The sequence below is a fragment of the Clostridium hydrogeniformans DSM 21757 genome (genome assembly GCF_000686705.1).
Taxonomy (GTDB): domain Bacteria; phylum Bacillota; class Clostridia; order Clostridiales; family Clostridiaceae; genus Clostridium_Z; species Clostridium_Z hydrogeniformans.
In genome coordinates, this window is sequence record NZ_KK366004.1 from 381,271 (window position 1) to 400,777 (window position 19,507).

Here is a 19,507-nt window from a genome sequence, read left to right on the forward strand (position 1 = left end):
AGGAATATTAATAAAATCATATAAAAAGTCGATAAAGTTAGTAGTGTATTATATAAGTTTAGATATAAAATACATTTTAACAATAAACAAAGTATATTTTTAACTGTAATTTTAAAAGAAATTATAAGTTTATAATTCAAGGAGTTAAGTATTTATGAAAGAAATAGAAAAAATAATCGAAATAAAAAATGAATTACAGAAAGCTTTAGAGAATGGAGATTTACATAGGGCTGAAGAATTAATTGATATATATGATAACTATGGTATAAAGGATGTAGAATATTATAATATAAAATCAATATTAATGTTTTTTAAGGGTAATTATAAAGAAGCTATAGATATGTTAATGAATATCTATCATAAATTTGAATATAATTCAGATATAAATTATAATTTAGGATTACTTAATGATAAACTTAAAAACTATAAAGAAGCCTTATATTATTTACTAAAATCTAGTGCTTTAGATGAGACTAAGTCAGAACTTGTTAATGATATGGTTAAATCTTGGGGAAGCGCTAATATAGGTAAATTAAATTTTAATGAAGTTAAAGAAAGTGTAATGAATATATTTTATAATATAAATAAAAACTTTCCACTAAAAAACAATAGTATAACTTATGTAGAAAATAACTTAATGAGTATAGATAACCATAGAACTTATGGAGTTGGAGTGTATGATTATTATTTTAAAGAAAGAGATGGCATTGATATTAGTTTAAATAATGGACAAATAGATATGGTGAAAACTGAGACATTACCAGCTAAAATCACTAAGAATTATAAAGCCATAACAAATCATAAGAGTATTTTTCCAATTATGATTTTAAATGACAAACAAAAAATAGATTTTAAAATAAATGAAAAAGGTAGTTTTCAGTTAAATAAATTATTACCCAATAGATTTTACTATTATCCAGTAGAAAAAAATAGTATGGTAGAGTTGAATTCAGAAAAAGATTTTATATTAGGTGATATTATAGAAATGGATTGTGATAAAAGTAAGCCTAAACTTATTTTAAATATATTTGTAGATGGTTTAGCTTATAAATTCTTAAAGGAGAACAATTTAGAAAAACTAATGCCTAATACATATGAATTTTTTAAAAATGGTACTATAGTAGAGAACTGTCATTCATCGGGTGAATGGACATATGTAAGTTTAGCTAGTTTTTTTACAGGTATGTTTACTAAAAATCATAGAGTTTATCATCCGAGATACGGTACTGATAATCTTAAGGATTATAAGATGTTTACAGAAGTATTTGAAAAAGAAGGCTATTTTTGTGCTAAAATAGATGGGGACTGGCGTAGTACACCTTCATCTGGATATGTTAAAGGAATGGGAAGAACTTTGTATCAAGCATCTATAAGAGGAATGCATTGTGATGAAGTAATAAATGAGACAATAGAGCACATAGAAGCATTTAAAGAGAAAAATAATTTTATTTGGTTATGTATACCTGATTTACACGATATAGCAGATGAGTTTGAAACAAGAATAAGTACACAAATAAATACTTCTATTAAAGATAGAGTATTTGATAAATCTAATGAAACTAGTGTTAGGAAAGTATTTAGTACATCTAAAATTAATAGATATAGAACACAAATACATAGACTAGATACATATATAGGACTATTACTTAATTATGTTAAGAAAAATTATAAAGAAGATGAGTTTATAGTTAGCTTAATCTCAGACCATGGACAAGGGTATCTAGTGAAATCAGAGGAATTTTTAGATGAAGAGAGAAGTAATGTTGCTATGATGTTAAGAGGAAAAAATATACCAAAGGGAATTTGTCATGAGTTCATACAGGGTCTTGATTTATTTCCTATAATTCTTAATTCAGTAGGAGCTAAAGATTATGAGATGAATGATTCTAACATTCCAAAATGGTTTGGTGGAGATAAAGAAAGAGATTATACATATACAGAAAGTATTTTCCCAGGAAGTCCTTATACTGCCGCTATAAATGATAATATGCATAAGTTCTTTTTTTACAGCAAGAATATGTGTACTGAAGATGGAAGAATTGATATAAGGGATTATGAAATAAAATTAATAAACAAAATAACAAACCAGGATGAAACAATTAAGTTTAATGAAAAAGTTACAAAGTATGTTGAAATAGTATATAATCATATAAAAGATTATGTACTCATATAGGAAGAAAGTCGTGTATAGTATTTAAGTATACACGGCTTTTTTATTAAAGAAATTAAATTATATTACGATAAATGAATAATATAATTATTTTATTCAAAGAGTTAAACATGAATAATTTCTTGGAATATGATAAAGGCTTATATGCCAATATAAATTAGTTTTATCATAGAATAATTACATTACTTTTATATCTTCATATGATATATGAAAATATTGTGTTAATAAGGTTATAAATAAAGTAAAATATATATTTAATAAGTTAAAGTAAAGGGGAGTTAATAATGACTAGCAGTGAGATAAAAGATATGAAGTTTGAAACTATTGAGACTTTAAAGGAATATTTAGATGCCTTAATTCAGGATGTCAATACTGTTTCAGAGTTTTTTAGAGAGGATAATATAAGTGAAGGGTTAAAATATACGGCCAATATAGCTGAGGCTCTACAAATTGTATGTGAAGCTGTAGGTGGGGTAAATGACATTTTAAAAGAAAAAGTTGATCTTAGTGGGATTAACAATTTAGCTCAGGAAATGGTAGAGTCCTTAGAAAATGAAGATTATGTTCTTTTAGGAGATCTATTAGAATATGAAATAATACCAATGTTAGAAGAAATAAAAGAAAAAGTTTATGATACATTATAATCTAAAGGTATATTTAGAGGTATCATCTCAAAATAAATTTTGAGATGATACCTCTATTTTATTTTATAAGTAATTAATATATTTAAAGGATGTAAATATATTAAATTATTACATTGAGTTAAATTTTTCTATTGAATAGGGATATTGATGTGAACTAAGTTGCTTGTATAGAATATTAATAAAATATATATTAATTTTATTATTTATATTAAGGAGATCGATATGAGTAATATAACTATATTTTTAAAAGAAGATAAAAAGAATAATATAGATGAGATGATTGCATACATTAATAAGCTTAAAATACCATACGGATATTCTATTAGAATTCTAAAAGGTTCTATAGAATATTTAAGGGAATTATACGAAAGTAGAATATTCTTTGATAATAAAGATATACATTTATTTATAAGTGAAGAAGTATTTATAGTAGATAAGGAGTTTTTTGTTGAAATTATTAATGAATTTAATAAAAGGGAAGATTTATATATATGTGGAGTGAAGGGTTCATATATTAATTTGGATACATTAAATATAAAGAAGATTTACGGAAATTACTATGGATATCTAAATAACTCCCTAACATTATTTTCAAACCCTCCATCAGAGGACATAAATTTTATATATGATTCCATAGTTTTTGTGAGAGGGGATTATATATTAAAAAATTTATATGAGCCTTTATATATGTTAGATAATATAAGAAAGGCTAAGGGTGGAAATAAAAAAGTAGGACTATTATTTTTAAAAGAACCTAGTTGTATATTTAATGAGGAAAGTATAATTCTATCTAGGGAAGAAAAACTAGAGTTTATAAGAAGAAATTCTATGGAAAGTGAATACCCATTAGTATCTATATTAATTCCAACCTATAATCAGACTAAATATTTAAAAACTGCATTACAAAGTGCCATAGATCAAACTTATCCTAATATAGAAATTATCCTAAGTGATGATAGTACAACAGAAGAGGTTAAAAATTTTATTAATCCCTATTTAGATAAATATAACTTTATAACCTATGTGAAACATGACCCCTCTAATGACTTTGGATTAAGCAATACTTTAAGTTTGCCAAGCCTTGCAAAAGGAGAATATTTAAGCTTTTTATTTCATGATGATGTATTTAGGCTAGATAAAATAGAAAAGATGGTAGGAATAATTAAAGATAGAAAAGATATCTCTTTTGTAACATCTCAAAGAGGAATAATTAATAGTAATGGAGAGTTCTTAAGTGGACCAAATCATATTTTTAAAGCCTTTAATGAGGATACGTTAATAACTAGAGACAACATAGGAGATTTATTAATAGACTCAAAGTGTAATTTTTTAGGAGAACCAAGTGTATTCTTATTTAAAAAGAGTTTAAAAGATAGATTATTTAATTTTAATAATAATAAATATATAAGTAATGGAGACCTAGCTTCTTGTATTAATTTTTTAATAGAAGGAAATGGGTATTATATAGGTGACACATTAAGTTATTTTAGATATCATTCAGAGCAAAACACCCATAATATAAATTTAGAAAAACTAGGAAGAATAGAATGGAAAGAACTTTACCTAGATATGTTTTACAGTGGATTATTGAGTTTTAAGGAAAAGTTTTGTATAAATTGTTCTAATAGAGTTAGTAATTTTAACCCCTTTGGTGGAGTGATAACTCAAAAGGTTGAAAGTTTTAATATAATCGGTAGTGATGTTATAAATCATAGTTGTCCACATTGTAGATGTCATGATAGAGAAAGGCATTTACTTTTATATATTTATAAGCTTGATTTAGTTAAAAAATATATGGAAGGTAAAAAAGTTCTTCATATTGCACCAGAAGTTTATATTAGGTCTTATTTAAATGATTCTAATTTAGATGAGTATGTATGTGGAGACTTAAATCCTATTTATCCTGGAATGATTAATATGGATATAACTAATATTCCCTATGAGGATGAATATTTTGATTTTATAATATGTAACCATGTGCTAGAGCACATAGAGGATGATATTAAAGCCTTAAAGGAGATTAGTCGTGTTCTTAAAAAAGGTGGACGAGCAATTCTTCAAACACCTTATTCAGAAGATATAGAAGTATCCTATGAAGATAATAAGATAAAGGATCCTTTAAAAAGGCTTTTAGAGTTTGGACAAGAGGATCATGTAAGAATATATGGAAAAGACTTTTTTAAAAGGATAGAGAGTAGTGGATTAAAAAAAGACATATATATTAGTGATGAACTATTTAAAAGTAATGAGGAAAAATTATTTGGGTTTAATAAAAGAGAGGATTTACTCATGTTTTTAAAAGAGTAATAGTATTTGTTTTTTTAGATATAGAATTTCATGATTCTATATAGATAATTGGTACTATCTATTGGGATAAAGAATAAGAATAAAGAGACTGATTTTATTTAGGAGGAAAGTTATGATTAATGTAACTAAGACTTATCTACCTTCTAAGGAAAAGCTTCTAGAAAAGATAGATAGAATATATAAAAAGGGTTGGGTAACTAATAATGGGGAGCTTACCTTAGAGCTTCAAGAAAGATTAGAAGAATTTTTAGGCGTTAAAAATCTTCTTTTAGTCTCAAATGGAACTTTAGCTCTTCAAATAGCATATAAAGTTTTAGGTGTTAAGGGGGAAGCGATAACATCTCCATTCTCTTTTGTAGCAACAACAAGTTCTATGGTATGGGAAGGGATAAAACCCAAATTTGTAGATATAGATAAAGATACTTTAAATATAAATATAGATAATATAGAAAGATCTATAAATAAAAATATTAGTGCAATAGTTCCTGTTCATGTGTTTGGAAATCCTTGTGAGATAGAAGAAATTCAAAGTATAGCTAGTAAAAACAATTTAAAAGTTATATATGATGCATCTCATTGTTTTAATGGTAAGTTTAATGAAGAGAGTATTTTAAGCTTTGGAGATATATCTACATTAAGTTTTCATGCTACAAAAATTTTTCATACCATAGAGGGTGGAGCTCTTGTAATAAGGGATGATGAAGTTTATGAAAGAGCTAAACTTATGATAAACTTTGGCATAGCGGGAGTGGATAGTATTAAAACATTAGGGGTAAATTGTAAAATTAATGAGTTTCAAAGTGCCATGGGGCTTTGCGTACTAGATGAATATGAGGAAATTAATAGTAAAAGGAAAAGAGTGTACCATAGATACTATGAAAAGTTAAGAAGTAGTAATAAAGTTACTCTTCAAGAAAGAAATCCTAAGGGAAGCCTTAATTATTCCTATTTTCCTGTATTATTTAAAACAGAAGAGGCTTTATTAAAGCTTCAGAGGATTTTAAAAGAAAAAGGAATAAATGGACGTAGATATTTTTATCCCAGCCTTAATACCTTAGAGTATTTAAAATATGAAAAAATGATTATTTCAGAAGATGTATCAAAAAGAGTTTTCTGTCTTCCACTATATGATTCTTTGGATATGAAGGTTGTAGATGAGATTATATGGGACATAGAGTCTATTTAAAAGTAGGGTAATAGATAATAAGTTTAAATTTCATCAAAAATATAATCAAAGGATTTTAAGCTCAAAAGTTAATTTCTATATATTGATAAAGTAATAAAAAAATTAATGAATAGGGTAGATTTACTCTAAAAATCCTATAGAAGGGGTAGTTTAAAGAAATATTATAGATTTTAGTAAATTTAATAGTTTAGGTAATTACAGGAAGGGGGAATAGATTTATGAATAGTTTTTATAGTGAAGAGGAGCTTAAAAAAATAGGTTTTAAATCCTTAGGAAAAAATATTCTTTTAAGTAGAAAGACAAGCATCTATGGTGCAGAAAATATAGAATTGGGGAATAATTGTAGAATTGATGATTTTACCATACTTTCAGGAAGTATATTAATAGGAGACTATGTGCATATAGCAGCATTCTGTGGAATTTATGGTGGGGATGCTGGTGTTATATTTGAGGATTTTGTTGGACTCTCAGCTAGGTCCATAGTCTATGCAGTAACAGATGATTATGGTGGAGAAGTTTTAACCAACCCTAATATTCCTATGGAGTATAAAAATATTATAAAAGGAAAAGTGGTATTTAAGAAACATTCCTTAATAGGGGCGGGGGCAATTGTACTTCCAGGTGTTAAAGTAGGGGAAGGAACTTCTGTTGGGTCTATGGCTCTTATAAATAAAGATTTACTTTCATGGAGCATATATGTAGGAATACCTGCAAAGAAAATAAAGGATAGGAGTAGAAAACTTTTAGACCTAGAAAAGAAGTTTCTAGGAGTAAATATCCCTATCTAAGGGTTAAGGGCAAGAATAAATAATACCTTAATATAAAAGTTATAAAGTCTATGGAAGACTTAAATTTAAAGTAAAAGTTAAGTTTTAAAACCTACAGAAAATAGATTTCCTTCCTTATATGTAATGTAAGGAAGGATTAAACTTTGAGTTTCCTTTAAATCTATGGATATAAAGGAATGTATTTTGTTATTTGTCCATGGTTTTTAATTTTTACAAAATGAGTATCTATTGTAGAGTAAAAGCATTAAGTCTATAATTTATCATAAAGTAAGAAAATATTATAACGATATATTAGAAATAAGGTAAGAGTCAGTGAAATATAGAAGAGATACTGATTAATTACAGGAATTATAAATATATAAATTATGATTAAGTTTCTATGGAAAATTAAGAAATTCTTATTATTAATAATAGCAATAATAAATTTAGGAAAATAAATTATAATTATTACAGTATATCATTGATATGAAAAGTAAATGATGGAATATAAAATGGAACTTAATTTATAGTAACTATTACAATTGTTAGTGAGGAATAAAAGGAAAAATAATAAAGGAGGGGAAGTAAATGAGGATAGCTCATAACATAGCTTCTTTAAATGTTTATAGAAATTATTCTAGTAATTTAGAAAAGCAATCAAAGATATTTAACAGAGCTTCTACTGGTCAGAAGATTAATGGGGCAGGAGATAATCCTAACGCTTTAGGAAAAAGTGAGCTTATGAGAATACAGATAAGAGGACTTCAAATGGCACAAAGAAATGTTCAGGATGGAGTATCTATGCTTCAAAGTGCAGATTCATCTTTAAGTACTATAAATGGATATTTAAATAGGATTAAAGAGCTTACAATTCAGGCAGGTGGAGTTGGTGATGATGGTGATAGGGAAGTTATACAAAATGAAATAAATCAGATGATAGAAGGTATAGGTAATGTAGTAGATGGTTCTGAGTTTAATGGTGTTAAGTATTTAAAAGAAGATACTACAAAGGATAATAATAATCCTACCTTAGTTTCTATGCTTGCAGGGGCTAATAGTGGAGAAGAGATAAATATACCATTTTTCAATCTTTCTCCTGAAAACTTAAAGGATACTAGTGGTAAATCTTTAAAAGATTTAGATATAAGTAAAGGTAATATAGACGAAGCTTTAAGTGTTATAGATGCATCTATAAATATGATTATAGATGCTAGGGGACAATACGGGGCTTTATGCAATAGACTTGAAACAGCTTTTGATAGTGCAGGAGATATGGGACTTACCCTTGAAAAGGCAGAGTCTTCTATAAGAGATGCAGATATGGGATTTGAAATCATGGAACTTTCAAAGCATAGTTTATTAATAGAAGCTGGAAATGCTATGATGGCACAAACTAATAATTTTCCTCAGGATGTACTTAGAATTTTAGAAAGAGTAAAATAAAAGCTACTATATGGCATCAACATAAATTAACCTTAAATATATTTACTAATACATTTAAGGTTAATTTAATAAGGGATATAAAAAAGCCTTGGAGATAATCCAAGGCTTTTTATTATTACAATATACATTAAAATATGGAATATAATGCTATAAATAATTTATATTATTCAATAGAAGTTTATATATTGAAACAATATGTATTATAATGTCATTATTATGAATAAAAAATGAATGAAAGTTTAATGAATTATTTAATAATAATTATTATTATTAAGCAGGGAAGGTAGTAAATACCAAAAGTTTATTAATTTAATTAATAAAAATTAATAAAAATTATAAGATTTTTAAAAAAGTAATTATGAAAGGTCTTGTTTTATACATGATAAAATATGGATTAAGAAATTGTTAAAAAATCATATGAAACAACAATAAATAAGCCATATGTATTAAAATTAAATAAGAGTATTTTAATAAGAATTAAAAAATATTTTGCATAAGCTCTGGGAGTATTTTTTTTAGGGCAAAATATAATTGGGCACAACTCTTAATTGGTTATAATAGATTTAAGTTTAAAATAAATTTATTGAGTCAGGGTAAGGATGATTTAAATTATAAAGTAATTCATATTCGCATAAATACTATACAAAAAGTTAATTTGGAATAATAAAAACAACTGTAAAATTTGGAATAAAACAAGAAAAATGTCGAATGGGCTAAAAGGATATAGGAGCTATTGTTTAAATAATGGATTATATTCAAAAAAAAGGAGTGGTATATGGTGATAAAAAGACGAAAAACATAAAGTTAAATAAAAAAATAATTAAAATTAAAAAATAGACTAGAAAATCATTGGGAATTGTCTTATAATATAATATATATTTGGTAGTATTTACATATGATTTAAAAAAATAGATGGAATTAATAGTTTTAGCTATTAAAACATAGAATAAAAGGAAAATTGTTTTAAATTTGGAGAATCTTCAGATTTAACTTACTGGATAAGGAGTTGAGTAAATGAAAATAGGAGAAGGAACTTCTTTAGATAGAAAGGTTTATGATCTTATAAAGAAGGATCTTAATGCCACCTCTATAAGAGGGAAAACCATAGCTAATAATATAGCTAATGTTAATACAAAAGATTATAAGAGATTTGATGTGGTTTTTGAAGAAACCTTAAAGAATGAAGAAAAAGGATTAAATCTTAGGAGAACTCATAAAAAACATATAAAAGATAATGACTTTGAAAATGGAGTTAAGGTTACAGAGGACAAGTCATCAAGTATGAGAAGCGATGGGAATAATGTAGATTTAGATGTAGAAAAAGTAAATCAAGCGGCAAATACTCTTTTATATAACACTCTTATAACTAATTATAATAATAGAATTAATTCTACAAGGTATGTAGTAACATCTGGTGGGAGGTAGTGAATAATGTATAGTTTTAGATCAATGAGAATAAGTGCTAGTGGTCTTTCAGCGGAGAGGCTTAGAATGGACACCATAGCTTCAAATATATCCAATGCTACAACTACAAGAGGGGAAAATGGAAGACCCTATGTAAGAAAGGTAGCAGTTTTTCAAGAGCACTTAGATAAATCTTTAGATAAGACAAATAAACCAGGAGATAATCTTATGGGAGTTAAGGCAGTTGGAGTTAAAGAGGATCAGTCCCCTTTAAGGAGAGTTTATGATCCCTCCCATCCAGATGCGGATAATGAAGGTTACGTAATGATGCCAAATGTAAACATTTTGAATGAAATGGCAGATATGATAGCTGCTACAAGATCTTATGAGGCTAATGTAGATACATTAAATTCCATGAAAAGTATGTTTTCAAAAGCTTTAGAAATAGGAAGATAGGTGGATGTTTATGAAGATAAATAGTTTTGTACCAAACAGAGAAATTTTTGATAATATGAATATAAATAAAGAGAATAAAAAGTCAACATCAAATATTACCTTTGGAAATGTTTTGAAAGAAGAGTTACATAGGGTTAATGATTCCCAAATTGCTTCAGAGGAGATTACTGGAAAGTTTATAAAGGGTGAGGATGTTGAGATACATAATGTTATGGTGGCAGCAGAGGAAGCAAAGCTTTCGCTCCAAATGGCAGTACAAGTAAGAAACAAGCTTGTAGAAGCTTACCAAGAAATAAACAGAATGCAGTTATAGGATAGGAGTGCTATAGATGGGAAAGCTTAAGGAAGGCTTAAGTAAAATTAAAGATAAGTTTATGTCCCTGTCAAAAAGTCTTAGAATAGGAGTCATTGTATTAATATCTGGAATAATAATTTCTTTAATATTTTTAGGAGTTTACCTTCAAAATAATAAGTATGGTCTTCTTTTTTCAGGACTTGATGGAAATGATGCTAAATCAGTAACTGAAAAGTTAAAAGAAAAGAAGGTTGAAACTAAGGTTAAGGGTGACTCTATATATGTGCCTAAGGATAAAGTAGACGAGCTTAGACTAGAACTTGCTACAGACATAACAAATGGTAGTAAGGGATATGAACTCATGGACAATAGTCAATCCTTTGGAATGACAGATGAGGAATTTAAAATAAAGAAACAAAGGGTTCTTCAAGGGGAAATAGAGAAAACTATAAAGAGTTTTCCACAAATAAAAAATGCTAGGGTACATTTAACACCACCAGAAGAATCAGTATTTGTTAAAGAGAGTAAGCCAGGAAAGGCTTCAGTATATATTGAAATGAAACCAAGTAGTAACCTTTCTAAGGAACAGGTTAAATCCATAGTTTCATTAGTTGGAGGTGCAACATCTAATACTCCAAAGGAGAGTATTGAGGTAATAGATGAGAAGATGAACCTATTGTCAAGGGATTTATTTGAAGATGATAAGAACTTTTCGTCTTCATCTCTTGAAAAACAGAAGAAGGTAGAGGAAGAGTTCGAGAATAAGCTTCAGACTAATGTTTTAGAGATGCTAGAGCCTGTAGTTGGAAAAGGTAAGGTTAAGGTTAAGGTTAACTCAGAGTTAGATTTTGATGCTAAAGAGAAAACAGATGTAGTGGTAAATCCACAAAGTGTTGTGGTAAGTGAAGCTACTTCTAAGGAAACATCTAGTGAGAATGGTGGGCGTAACAATACTCAAAGTCCTGTAGACAATAACATGACCAATGCTATAAATAATAACAATGGAAATGCTACTTCTTCAAAGGAAGACAAGAAAACTAACTATGAAGTTGGCAAAAGTGAAACAAAGGTTATAAGTGCTCCAGGAGCTGTTAAGAGGCTTACTGCATCAGTGGTTGTGGATGGAAACTTAGATATAGGAACTCAAGAAACCATAAAGGGAATAGTTTCAAATGCTATAGGCTTTAAGCAAGATAGAGGCGATGAAATAAGTGTTGCTAGTATGGCCTTTGACCCTCAATCTAAGGATGCAGCTAATAAGGCTTTAGAAGAAATGAAGAAGGAAGAAGAGCAGGCTAAAAAAATGAGACTTTATAAGATAATAGCTCTTTCAGTTGGAATATTAATACTAGTAATAACAGTTATAGTGGCTTTAATCATTAAACATAGAAGAAATAATGAAGATGGTGATGAGGAAGAGTTAGATGAAGAAGGTAAGCTTAATGTGCTTATTGGAGATAATATAGAACCTAAGGAACAGATAAAACTTGATCCAATAGACTTTGAGGTAAGTAATGAAAAAATACATCTTGAAAATGAAGTTAAGCGTTATGCAAAGGATAAACCAGAGCAATTTGTTGATATAGTTAAGGCTTGGCTTGCAGAGGATGAGAGGTGATAACTATGGGTAATGATATGACTAAAGAAATGGAAAAATTAACAGGAGTTCAAAAGTCCGCTATATTGTTTATAACTTTGGGACCGGAGATATCAGCTAATATAATAAAAAAGCTTCCAGAAACAGAAATTCAAAAGATAACCTATGAAATAGCTAATACCACTCATGTAAACCAAGAGTTTAGACAAAAGATTTTAGAAGAGTTTTTAGAGATGAATAAAGCAAAGGATTATCTTCTAGAGGGTGGAATTGAATATGCCAAGAGTCTTCTTGGAAAAGCTCTAGGACCTCAGAGGGCAAAGGAAATCTTAGATAAGGTTGTAGAGGTAAGTCAGCAGTATAGGCCTTTTGCTATAGCAAGAAAAGCTGATGCTCATCAACTTATGAATGTAATAGCTAATGAGCATCCTCAAACCATAGCTTTAATTCTTTGTTATCTTCAACAGGATAAGGCAGGTCAAATACTATCTGCCCTTCCAGAAGAACTTCAAAGTGATGTAGCTTACAGGCTTGCTACTATGAAGAATACATCACCAATGGTGGTTAAAGAAATAGAGAAGGTTCTTGATGGTAAGCTATCATCAGTTATTAAGTCTGATGTAACTGTAATTGGTGGAGTTGAAACATTGGTAGGTATATTAAACCAAGTAGATAGAACTACAGAAAGAAACATTACAGAAAGTCTAGAAAGAGAAGATGCAGAGCTTGCAGAAAGAATAAAGGAATCTATGTTTGTATTCGAGGATGTATTAACTTTAGACAGCTTATCAATACAAAGAGTATTAAGAGAAGTAGATCCAAAGGATTTAGCATTAGCATTAAAGGGTTGTTCAGAAGATGTTTCAAATATAATCTTCAAGAATCAATCAAAGAGAGGGGCAGCTGCTTTAAAAGAGGACATAGAATTCTTAGGACCTGTTAGACTTATTGATGTAGAAAAGGCACAACAAAAGATTGTTGGAATAATAAGAAGACTGGATGAAGCAGGAGAAATAGTGATTTCAAGAGGTGGAGAAGATGCCATCGTTTTATAATATTATAAAAAATAATAGTAGTGAAGAAAATGGTAAGAGAGTAATAAGTACAACCTATACCATTGAAAAGAAAAAAAAGTCAGAGGGAATAGGAGAAGTTACTAATAAGGATATTGTTGTTCCAGAATACAATCCCTTAGAAGAATATGAAGCCTTGAAAAAGACTATTTTAGAAGAGGCTAGAAGAGAAGCAGAAGAAATAAGAAAAAAAGCCATGGAAGAAATAGAAGAAATAAAATCTAGTGCCTATAATGAGGCTTATGATATTGGGTATAAAGAAGGCAAGGATATAGGCCAGGAAGAGGGATTTAAAAAGGCTTATGAGGATACTGTTGAAAAAGCTAAAGAGGAAAGTAACCTTATTATAAGTAGTGCAAATAATGTACTTTTTAGTGCTAAAGAGGAATATGAAGCTTATCTAAAAAGAAAAAAAGATGAGATTTTAGATTTATCACTTCATATAGCATCTCAGGTATTAAATACTGAGATTAAAAAGCCAGAGGCTTTAGATGAAACAGTATTGAAATTAATTAGGGAATCATCAAGGGCTAAATCTTATATTATAAGATGCAGAGAGATATATAGGGATAATATAAATGAAAAAATCTTAAATATGAAAGAAATTTTAGGACTTTCTAATGGGGAGATTTTTGTGGTTAAAGACAACAGTGTTGAAGAAGGCAAAGTTATTATAGAAAAAGATAACGGTAAGATTGAATCTTCAATAGATAAGGCTTTAGAGGAGATTAAAAAGGAGTTGTTCTAGTTAATGGACATAGATTTTCAAGGAATAAAGGAGAGGGTTTCTAAAGCAGCTTTATATTATAGTGAAGGAAAAGTTAAAAAAGTAATAGGACTTACAGTAGAAGTGGAAGGAATAAAATCCTTTGTTGGAGAGATATGTACTATATACAATAACAAAAACAATGAGATTCTATGTGAAACTGTTGGTTTTATGGAAGATAATGTAATATTAATGCCTCTTGGAGAACTCATAGGGATTTCTCCAGGGTGCATTGTAGTACCTAGTGGAAAACAACTTCATGTAAAGTGTAGTGATGATCTTTTAGGAAGCATACTAGATGGACTTGGAAATCCCCTTAAGGGGGAAGAAAAGAAAAAGGGAGTAGTATATGAGCTAGATAAAGATCCTCCAGATCCTCTAAAAAGAAGAAGAATAAAGGAAGTACTTCCAACAGGGGTAAGGGCTATAGATGGATTTTTGACCTGCGGAGAAGGTCAAAGGATAGGAATATTTGCAGGAAGTGGAGTAGGAAAAAGTACTACCCTAGGAATGATAGCTAAATATGCAGAAGCTGATGTGAATGTAATTGCTCTTATAGGGGAGAGAGGCCGTGAGGTTCTTGATTTTATAGAAAGAGATCTAGGAGAAGAGGGGCTGAAAAAATCAGTGGTGGTATGCGCAACTTCTGATAGACCAGCTCTTGTAAGACTTAAGGGAGCTTTTACAGCTACAGCCATAGCTGAGTACTTTAGAGATCAAGGTAAAAAAGTAATACTTATGATGGACTCTGTTACTAGATTTGCCATGGCACAGAGAGAAGTTGGACTTGCTATTGGAGAACCTCCTGCAACTAAAGGATATACTCCCTCAGTTTTTGCTATGCTACCAAGACTTCTTGAAAGGTCAGGAATGTCTGATAAGGGATCTATAACTGCATTTTATACAGTCCTAGTAGATGGAGATGATTTTAATGAGCCTATAGCAGATGCTGTTCGTGGAATATTAGATGGGCATATTGTTTTATCAAGAGATTTAGCTCATAAGAATCACTATCCAGCCATAGATATTTTGAATAGTGTATCAAGACTTATGCCAGATATTGCAGAGGATAATCATAAAGATGTAGCATCCTTTGCAAGAGATCTTCTTTCAACCTATAGAGATTCAGAGGATATGATAAATCTAGGAGCCTATTCAAAGGGATCCAGTAAAAAAATTGATATGGCTATAGAGTATATAGATGTTATTAATGGATTTTTAAGGCAAGGTGTTAATGAGAACTCCTCCTTTAATAATACATTAGATGATATAAATGCTATGTTTAGGTAAGGGAGAATATAAGATTGAAGGGATTTAATTTTAAGCTTCAAAAGCTTTTAGATATAAGATTAGATAAGGAAGAACAATGTAAGATAGGGTTCCAGGTAGCAGAGAGAGAAAAGAGTAAAGTAGAAGATAGTCTTAAAACCTTAAATGGCGAATACTCCAAATATAATGTTTTAAAAAAACAGGAGACATTAATAGAGCAAAAGATAAGAAACAATTATTTAAATGTTTTATCTTTTAAAATTGAAGATACAGAAGAGGTTCTTAAGGAAAAGGAAGTTATTCTCATTGAAAAAAGAGGAGAGCTTATTGAAAGTCAGATAGATAGAAAGACTGTAGAAATTTTAAAAGAGAAAAAGAAAAAAGAGTTTATAAAAAATGAAGAGAAAAAGGAGCAGAATTTTATAGATGAATTGGCTCTTTATAGTTACATAAGAACTCATGAAAGGAGGTGAGAAAGTGAGTAATATAGACGCTAATTTTAAGATTCAAGATATTCCTAAAAGAGATTTTTCAAAGGATAAGTTAGGTGGGAATAGAGAGGGTGACAAATTCACAGACTTTAAAAACACCTTAAATAGTTCATTAAGGAAGAAAGAAAATTCAAGTGATTCTTCAAAAGAAGTAAAGAGTTCATGGGAAAGTAAATTAGATAATAAGATTGACAAGGAAAGTAGTAAAGATGTAGAAGTAATAGGTGAAAACGAAGATAAGGTAAAAGAAGAATCTAAGAATTCAGATTTACTTAATATACTTCAAACCATTTTAGCTTCTTTAGGATATGAAGAGCCAGTGGATTTTAAAAATAATGAAAATCTTAACTTAGATGAAAAGATAAATATGTTAAAGGAAGTTTTAATAGATATTAAAACTACAGATGCTTATGGAAATAAGGAGAACTTATCTACTATCATAGCTTCTATAAAAGAAGGGTTAGGAAAGAGTGATATTTCCTTAGAGGAAATTAAGAATTTTTCAAAGGAATTAGAAAGGTTTAATATGTTAGAAGTCAATGGTTTAGAGAAAGACCATGAGACTAAAAATTCTATAAAGAGTCCTTTAGAAGAAATTAAAAAATCCTTTTATGGTAAAAGTGAAGAGGAAAAGCCATTAGATACTATGGATTCCCTAAAGGTATATAAGCCTTTGAATACGGATTCTAGTAAGATAGAAAGAAATCTAAGTAAGGAAGAGAGAATATTAAAGTCCATAATTGGAGATATGGAAAAGGATAGTTCCATTAAACCATTTGGGGATAAGGATACCAATAATAAGATAGAGGGTGAAAAGTCATCTTTAGCTTTAGGGAATATCAATGTTACCAATGTAGTAGAGGGTGAAAATATAGAAGGTATTTCCAAGGAAATAAATATTAATAGTACTACATTCACTAAGGATGTAGTTAAAAGTATAAAGTACATGGAAGTAAATAATATTAAAGAACTAACCCTTAAAATTAATCCTAAGGAATTAGGAGAAGTTATTATAAAGTTATCTATGGAAGGAAACATTATGAGAGCTAGAATTATGGCAAATCATAAGGATACCTATAATGTTCTAAACTCTAACTTAAATGACATAAAGCAAAGTCTTGTAGCTCAAGATTTTAAGGTTCAAGAGATTTCAGTAAATATATACTTTAGTGATGCCACAACCTATGGAGAGTTCCAAGGAAGAGATGGAAATCAAAGAGAGTATAGAGAAGGAAATGAAATGAGTTCAAGAGATGGAGCCCTAGATGATGCTGTGGAAGAAGGCTTAGAAGAAGAGATATATAAGGATAGTAATATAAATATGTTAGCTTAGAAGGTGATAGAGTGAGTGAGATAAATGGAAAGGTTCCTTCTTATAATACAGGGGAAACCAATAAAAAGAATTCTAATGTAGGATATAAAGTTAAAAATGATGAAGACTCTAGAGCTACAGACAGAGGAACTAGGATTATAAAAAAAGGACAGGAAATGGATAAGAACTCCTTCCTTAAAATATTATCAGCACAGCTTAAGTACCAAGATCCTATGTCAGGTGGACAAGACCCCTCAGCCTTAGTTGCACAACTTGCTCAATTTGCATCCATGGAGCAAATGAGTAACTTAAATAAAACTGTTACAGGACTTTCAGGAAATGCCATAATAGGTAAGGGTGTAAGCTTAAAGCTTGTAGATGATTCAGGAAAACCAGTAACAGGTATAGTAAGGCTTTCAGAGGTAAAAGGTGGAGAAGTGGTCTTAGGAGTTGAAATCAATAATAATGGAAAGTCAGAAGTTATTGATGTATCCCTTAGAGATGTAGCTGCCATAATAGAGGTGCCGGATTACAACCTAGAAAGTATTAATGTGAATATGGCATTACTTCAGGCTTCTTCTATGATAGGTAAAAAGGTGGAGATAGAAACCTATGAAGAGGAGAAGACAGAAGAAGGAAAAACACCTGAGGTATCTTTAGAAAAGGACGTTCAAAAGGCTAAGGATAGTAAGACTAAGGAAACAGAGGAAACTAAAGAACCAGATAAAAAGCCAGATAAGGAAGAAAAACCTAAGGTTATAGTAACTGGAGTGGTAACAGGGGTTATAAAGGAGAATGGTGGTATTAACATAACAGTAAGACTGGAAAATGGAGAAATTAAAAAGTATCCATATAATTCTATAACAAAGATCTTAGAGAAATAAGATGACTTTTAGAATTATAAATGGGAAAGTATACTCTGCACCAGCTTTTCCTCAAGACACTGGTAATAAACCACTGGATAAAAGAGAGAATCTTAAAGGTAAGTCCTTTAAAGATATATTTAGTGAAAAGATAAATGAAGATTTTAAAATTTCTGCTCATGCCATGGAAAGAATGAGAAGATTAAATCTTACTAGAGAAGATAATTTAAAACTTAATGAAGCCTTTAATAAAGCTGAAAAAAAGGGATGTAAGGATTCAGTTTTTATATATAAGGATACAGCTTTTATAGCATCTATAGAAAATAGAACTATAATAACAGCTGTAGACAAGGAAAGGGCAAAGGAAAATGTGTTCACTAACATAGATAGCGTAATTATTTTATAGGCTGGACCTGAATAACAGGAGGCCGAAGCTCTGTGGAATGATAGATACAGGGTAAACTAAGTTTAGGAGGAGAATTTTATGTTAAGATCAATGTATTCAGGTATAAGTGGTATGAAGGTTAACCAAACTAAATTGGATGTTGTAGGTAATAACATAGCTAACGTTGGAACCACTGCTTTTAAAGGGCAAAGAACAAGATTCCAAGATGTTCTAAGCCAAAATGCAGGTCGTGCTATGGCACCAAGCTTAAATCTTGGAGGGGTAAACCCAAGACAAGTAGGACTTGGAGTTCAATTAGCAGGAATAGATACTTTAGTAACCCAAGGAATGATGCAGCCAACAGGTAGAAACCTAGACCTTGCAGTGGACGGTGAAGGATACTTTATGGTAGCTAGAGGAGAAAAGGCTTTTGGTGGAGAGATAACTGTAGTTAATAATACCATAGGGAATTCTAATGGCCGTGACATAATGTTTACAAGAGATGGATCCTTTGGAACAGATCATGAGGGAAACTTAGTAACTGCTGATGGATATAGGGTATTAGGATATAGCGTAGGTGGATCTATTGAAGGAAATGGAAATTTAAAGTATGTTGATGCAGATTCTAAAACTCTACAAGCAGATAATGGTTTAAAAACTCTTAAAATTCCTGAAAAAATAAATGATGGAGGAAAAGATGTTAGAATAATATCCTTCTCTATAGATAAGACAGGACTTATTAAGGGGGTTTGTGAAGGAGGAAAGATAACAGTACTTGGTCAAGTAGCAATGTCATCCTTTAGAAATCCAGCAGGTCTTGAGAAAATGGGTGGTAACCTTTATAGAAACTCATCAAACTCAGGAGAGCCAGTAGTTAAGACTGGAATTGGGGCAACCAATGATAACTCTAAGGGTTATGGTGATATGCTTCAAGGAATGCTTGAAATGTCAAATGTAGATTTAGCAGAGCAATTTACAGATATGATAGTTACAACAAGAGCATTCCAAGCTAGTGGAAAAATGATTTCCTCAGGAGATGAAATACTTCAAGATATAATAAACTTAAAGAGATAGTTATT

The 19,507-nt window shown here is 29.7% G+C and carries 18 protein-coding genes; all 18 read left to right on the forward strand.

The window, feature by feature from the left end:
* Positions 1 to 154 precede the first annotated feature (154 nt).
* Entirely contained in the window at positions 155 to 2,173 is a 2,019-nt protein-coding gene (locus tag BR69_RS0115020) for a sulfatase-like hydrolase/transferase (protein ID WP_027633914.1), read from the forward strand.
* Between the two features lie 281 nt (positions 2,174 to 2,454).
* Positions 2,455 to 2,814 (forward strand): DUF8042 domain-containing protein, encoded by a 360-nt coding sequence (locus BR69_RS0115025; protein WP_027633915.1) that lies wholly within the window; start codon positions 2,455 to 2,457, stop codon positions 2,812 to 2,814.
* 222 nt (positions 2,815 to 3,036) lie between these two features.
* On the forward strand, positions 3,037 to 5,121 hold the full coding sequence (locus tag BR69_RS0115030; RefSeq protein WP_027633916.1) for a glycosyltransferase: 2,085 nt from the start codon (positions 3,037 to 3,039) through the stop codon (positions 5,119 to 5,121).
* Positions 5,122 to 5,233: 112 nt separating this feature from the next.
* Positions 5,234 to 6,307: a DegT/DnrJ/EryC1/StrS family aminotransferase gene (locus tag BR69_RS0115035; protein ID WP_027633917.1), complete on the forward strand. Its 1,074-nt coding sequence runs from the start codon at positions 5,234 to 5,236 to the stop codon at positions 6,305 to 6,307.
* Positions 6,308 to 6,525: 218 nt separating this feature from the next.
* Positions 6,526 to 7,095 carry an acyltransferase gene (locus tag BR69_RS0115040; protein WP_027633918.1) on the forward strand — a complete coding sequence of 190 codons (570 nt, stop codon included), beginning with the start codon at positions 6,526 to 6,528 and terminating at the stop codon, positions 7,093 to 7,095.
* Positions 7,096 to 7,662: 567 nt separating this feature from the next.
* Complete coding sequence (locus BR69_RS0115045; protein WP_027633919.1) at positions 7,663 to 8,517, forward strand: flagellin N-terminal helical domain-containing protein; 855 nt, start codon at positions 7,663 to 7,665, stop codon at positions 8,515 to 8,517.
* Between the two features lie 1,014 nt (positions 8,518 to 9,531).
* Positions 9,532 to 9,942 carry a flagellar basal body rod protein FlgB gene (gene flgB / locus BR69_RS0115055; RefSeq protein WP_027633920.1) on the forward strand — a complete coding sequence of 137 codons (411 nt, stop codon included), beginning with the start codon at positions 9,532 to 9,534 and terminating at the stop codon, positions 9,940 to 9,942.
* 6 nt (positions 9,943 to 9,948) lie between these two features.
* Positions 9,949 to 10,377, forward strand: a complete 429-nt coding sequence (gene flgC / locus BR69_RS0115060) for a flagellar basal body rod protein FlgC (protein ID WP_084315526.1) — start codon at positions 9,949 to 9,951, stop codon at positions 10,375 to 10,377.
* Between the two features lie 10 nt (positions 10,378 to 10,387).
* On the forward strand, positions 10,388 to 10,690 hold the full coding sequence (gene fliE / locus BR69_RS0115065) for a flagellar hook-basal body complex protein FliE (RefSeq protein ID WP_027633922.1): 303 nt from the start codon (positions 10,388 to 10,390) through the stop codon (positions 10,688 to 10,690).
* 16 nt (positions 10,691 to 10,706) lie between these two features.
* On the forward strand, positions 10,707 to 12,290 hold the full coding sequence (gene fliF / locus BR69_RS0115070) for a flagellar basal-body MS-ring/collar protein FliF (protein ID WP_027633923.1): 1,584 nt from the start codon (positions 10,707 to 10,709) through the stop codon (positions 12,288 to 12,290).
* A 17-nt stretch (positions 12,291 to 12,307) separates the two neighbouring features.
* Positions 12,308 to 13,324: a flagellar motor switch protein FliG gene (gene fliG / locus BR69_RS0115075; protein ID WP_027633924.1), complete on the forward strand. Its 1,017-nt coding sequence runs from the start codon at positions 12,308 to 12,310 to the stop codon at positions 13,322 to 13,324.
* Positions 13,308 to 14,090 carry a FliH/SctL family protein gene (locus BR69_RS0115080; RefSeq protein ID WP_027633925.1) on the forward strand — a complete coding sequence of 261 codons (783 nt, stop codon included), beginning with the start codon at positions 13,308 to 13,310 and terminating at the stop codon, positions 14,088 to 14,090. The genes fliG and BR69_RS0115080 overlap by 17 nt, the downstream gene beginning before the upstream one ends.
* A gap of 3 nt (positions 14,091 to 14,093) precedes the next feature.
* Positions 14,094 to 15,398 carry a flagellar protein export ATPase FliI gene (gene fliI / locus BR69_RS0115085; RefSeq protein ID WP_027633926.1) on the forward strand — a complete coding sequence of 435 codons (1,305 nt, stop codon included), beginning with the start codon at positions 14,094 to 14,096 and terminating at the stop codon, positions 15,396 to 15,398.
* Positions 15,399 to 15,412: 14 nt separating this feature from the next.
* Positions 15,413 to 15,850 (forward strand): flagellar export protein FliJ, encoded by a 438-nt coding sequence (gene fliJ, locus BR69_RS0115090; RefSeq protein WP_027633927.1) that lies wholly within the window; start codon positions 15,413 to 15,415, stop codon positions 15,848 to 15,850.
* A 4-nt stretch (positions 15,851 to 15,854) separates the two neighbouring features.
* A complete protein-coding gene (locus tag BR69_RS21250) occupies positions 15,855 to 17,201 on the forward strand; it encodes a flagellar hook-length control protein FliK (RefSeq protein WP_027633928.1) in 1,347 nt (448 codons plus the stop codon).
* 11 nt (positions 17,202 to 17,212) lie between these two features.
* Positions 17,213 to 18,064 carry a flagellar hook assembly protein FlgD gene (locus BR69_RS20670; RefSeq protein WP_051623639.1) on the forward strand — a complete coding sequence of 284 codons (852 nt, stop codon included), beginning with the start codon at positions 17,213 to 17,215 and terminating at the stop codon, positions 18,062 to 18,064.
* 1 nt (position 18,065) lies between these two features.
* The gene (locus BR69_RS0115105) at positions 18,066 to 18,449 is read left to right on the forward strand and encodes a TIGR02530 family flagellar biosynthesis protein (protein WP_027633929.1); all 384 of its coding nucleotides are present in this window, start codon (positions 18,066 to 18,068) and stop codon (positions 18,447 to 18,449) included.
* Positions 18,450 to 18,527: 78 nt separating this feature from the next.
* Positions 18,528 to 19,502, forward strand: coding sequence for a flagellar hook-basal body complex protein (locus BR69_RS0115110; RefSeq protein WP_027633930.1), 975 nt, complete (start codon positions 18,528 to 18,530; stop codon positions 19,500 to 19,502).
* The last annotated feature ends 5 nt before the right edge of the window (positions 19,503 to 19,507 follow it).

What these genes read in the sequence shown, in the direction of transcription:
- BR69_RS0115020 (WP_027633914.1), top strand. Translation starts at nt 155, where the DNA reads ATGAAAGAAATAGAAAAAATAATCGAAATAAAAAATGAATTACAGAAA.
- BR69_RS0115025 (WP_027633915.1), top strand. Translation starts at nt 2,455, where the DNA reads ATGACTAGCAGTGAGATAAAAGATATGAAGTTTGAAACTATTGAGACT.
- BR69_RS0115030 (WP_027633916.1), top strand. Translation starts at nt 3,037, where the DNA reads ATGAGTAATATAACTATATTTTTAAAAGAAGATAAAAAGAATAATATA.
- BR69_RS0115035 (WP_027633917.1), top strand. Translation starts at nt 5,234, where the DNA reads ATGATTAATGTAACTAAGACTTATCTACCTTCTAAGGAAAAGCTTCTA.
- BR69_RS0115040 (WP_027633918.1), top strand. Translation starts at nt 6,526, where the DNA reads ATGAATAGTTTTTATAGTGAAGAGGAGCTTAAAAAAATAGGTTTTAAA.
- BR69_RS0115045 (WP_027633919.1), top strand. Translation starts at nt 7,663, where the DNA reads ATGAGGATAGCTCATAACATAGCTTCTTTAAATGTTTATAGAAATTAT.
- flgB (WP_027633920.1), top strand. Translation starts at nt 9,532, where the DNA reads ATGAAAATAGGAGAAGGAACTTCTTTAGATAGAAAGGTTTATGATCTT.
- flgC (WP_084315526.1), top strand. Translation starts at nt 9,949, where the DNA reads ATGTATAGTTTTAGATCAATGAGAATAAGTGCTAGTGGTCTTTCAGCG.
- fliE (WP_027633922.1), top strand. Translation starts at nt 10,388, where the DNA reads ATGAAGATAAATAGTTTTGTACCAAACAGAGAAATTTTTGATAATATG.
- fliF (WP_027633923.1), top strand. Translation starts at nt 10,707, where the DNA reads ATGGGAAAGCTTAAGGAAGGCTTAAGTAAAATTAAAGATAAGTTTATG.
- fliG (WP_027633924.1), top strand. Translation starts at nt 12,308, where the DNA reads ATGACTAAAGAAATGGAAAAATTAACAGGAGTTCAAAAGTCCGCTATA.
- BR69_RS0115080 (WP_027633925.1), top strand. Translation starts at nt 13,308, where the DNA reads ATGCCATCGTTTTATAATATTATAAAAAATAATAGTAGTGAAGAAAAT.
- fliI (WP_027633926.1), top strand. Translation starts at nt 14,094, where the DNA reads ATGGACATAGATTTTCAAGGAATAAAGGAGAGGGTTTCTAAAGCAGCT.
- BR69_RS0115105 (WP_027633929.1), top strand. Translation starts at nt 18,066, where the DNA reads ATGACTTTTAGAATTATAAATGGGAAAGTATACTCTGCACCAGCTTTT.
- BR69_RS0115110 (WP_027633930.1), top strand. Translation starts at nt 18,528, where the DNA reads ATGTTAAGATCAATGTATTCAGGTATAAGTGGTATGAAGGTTAACCAA.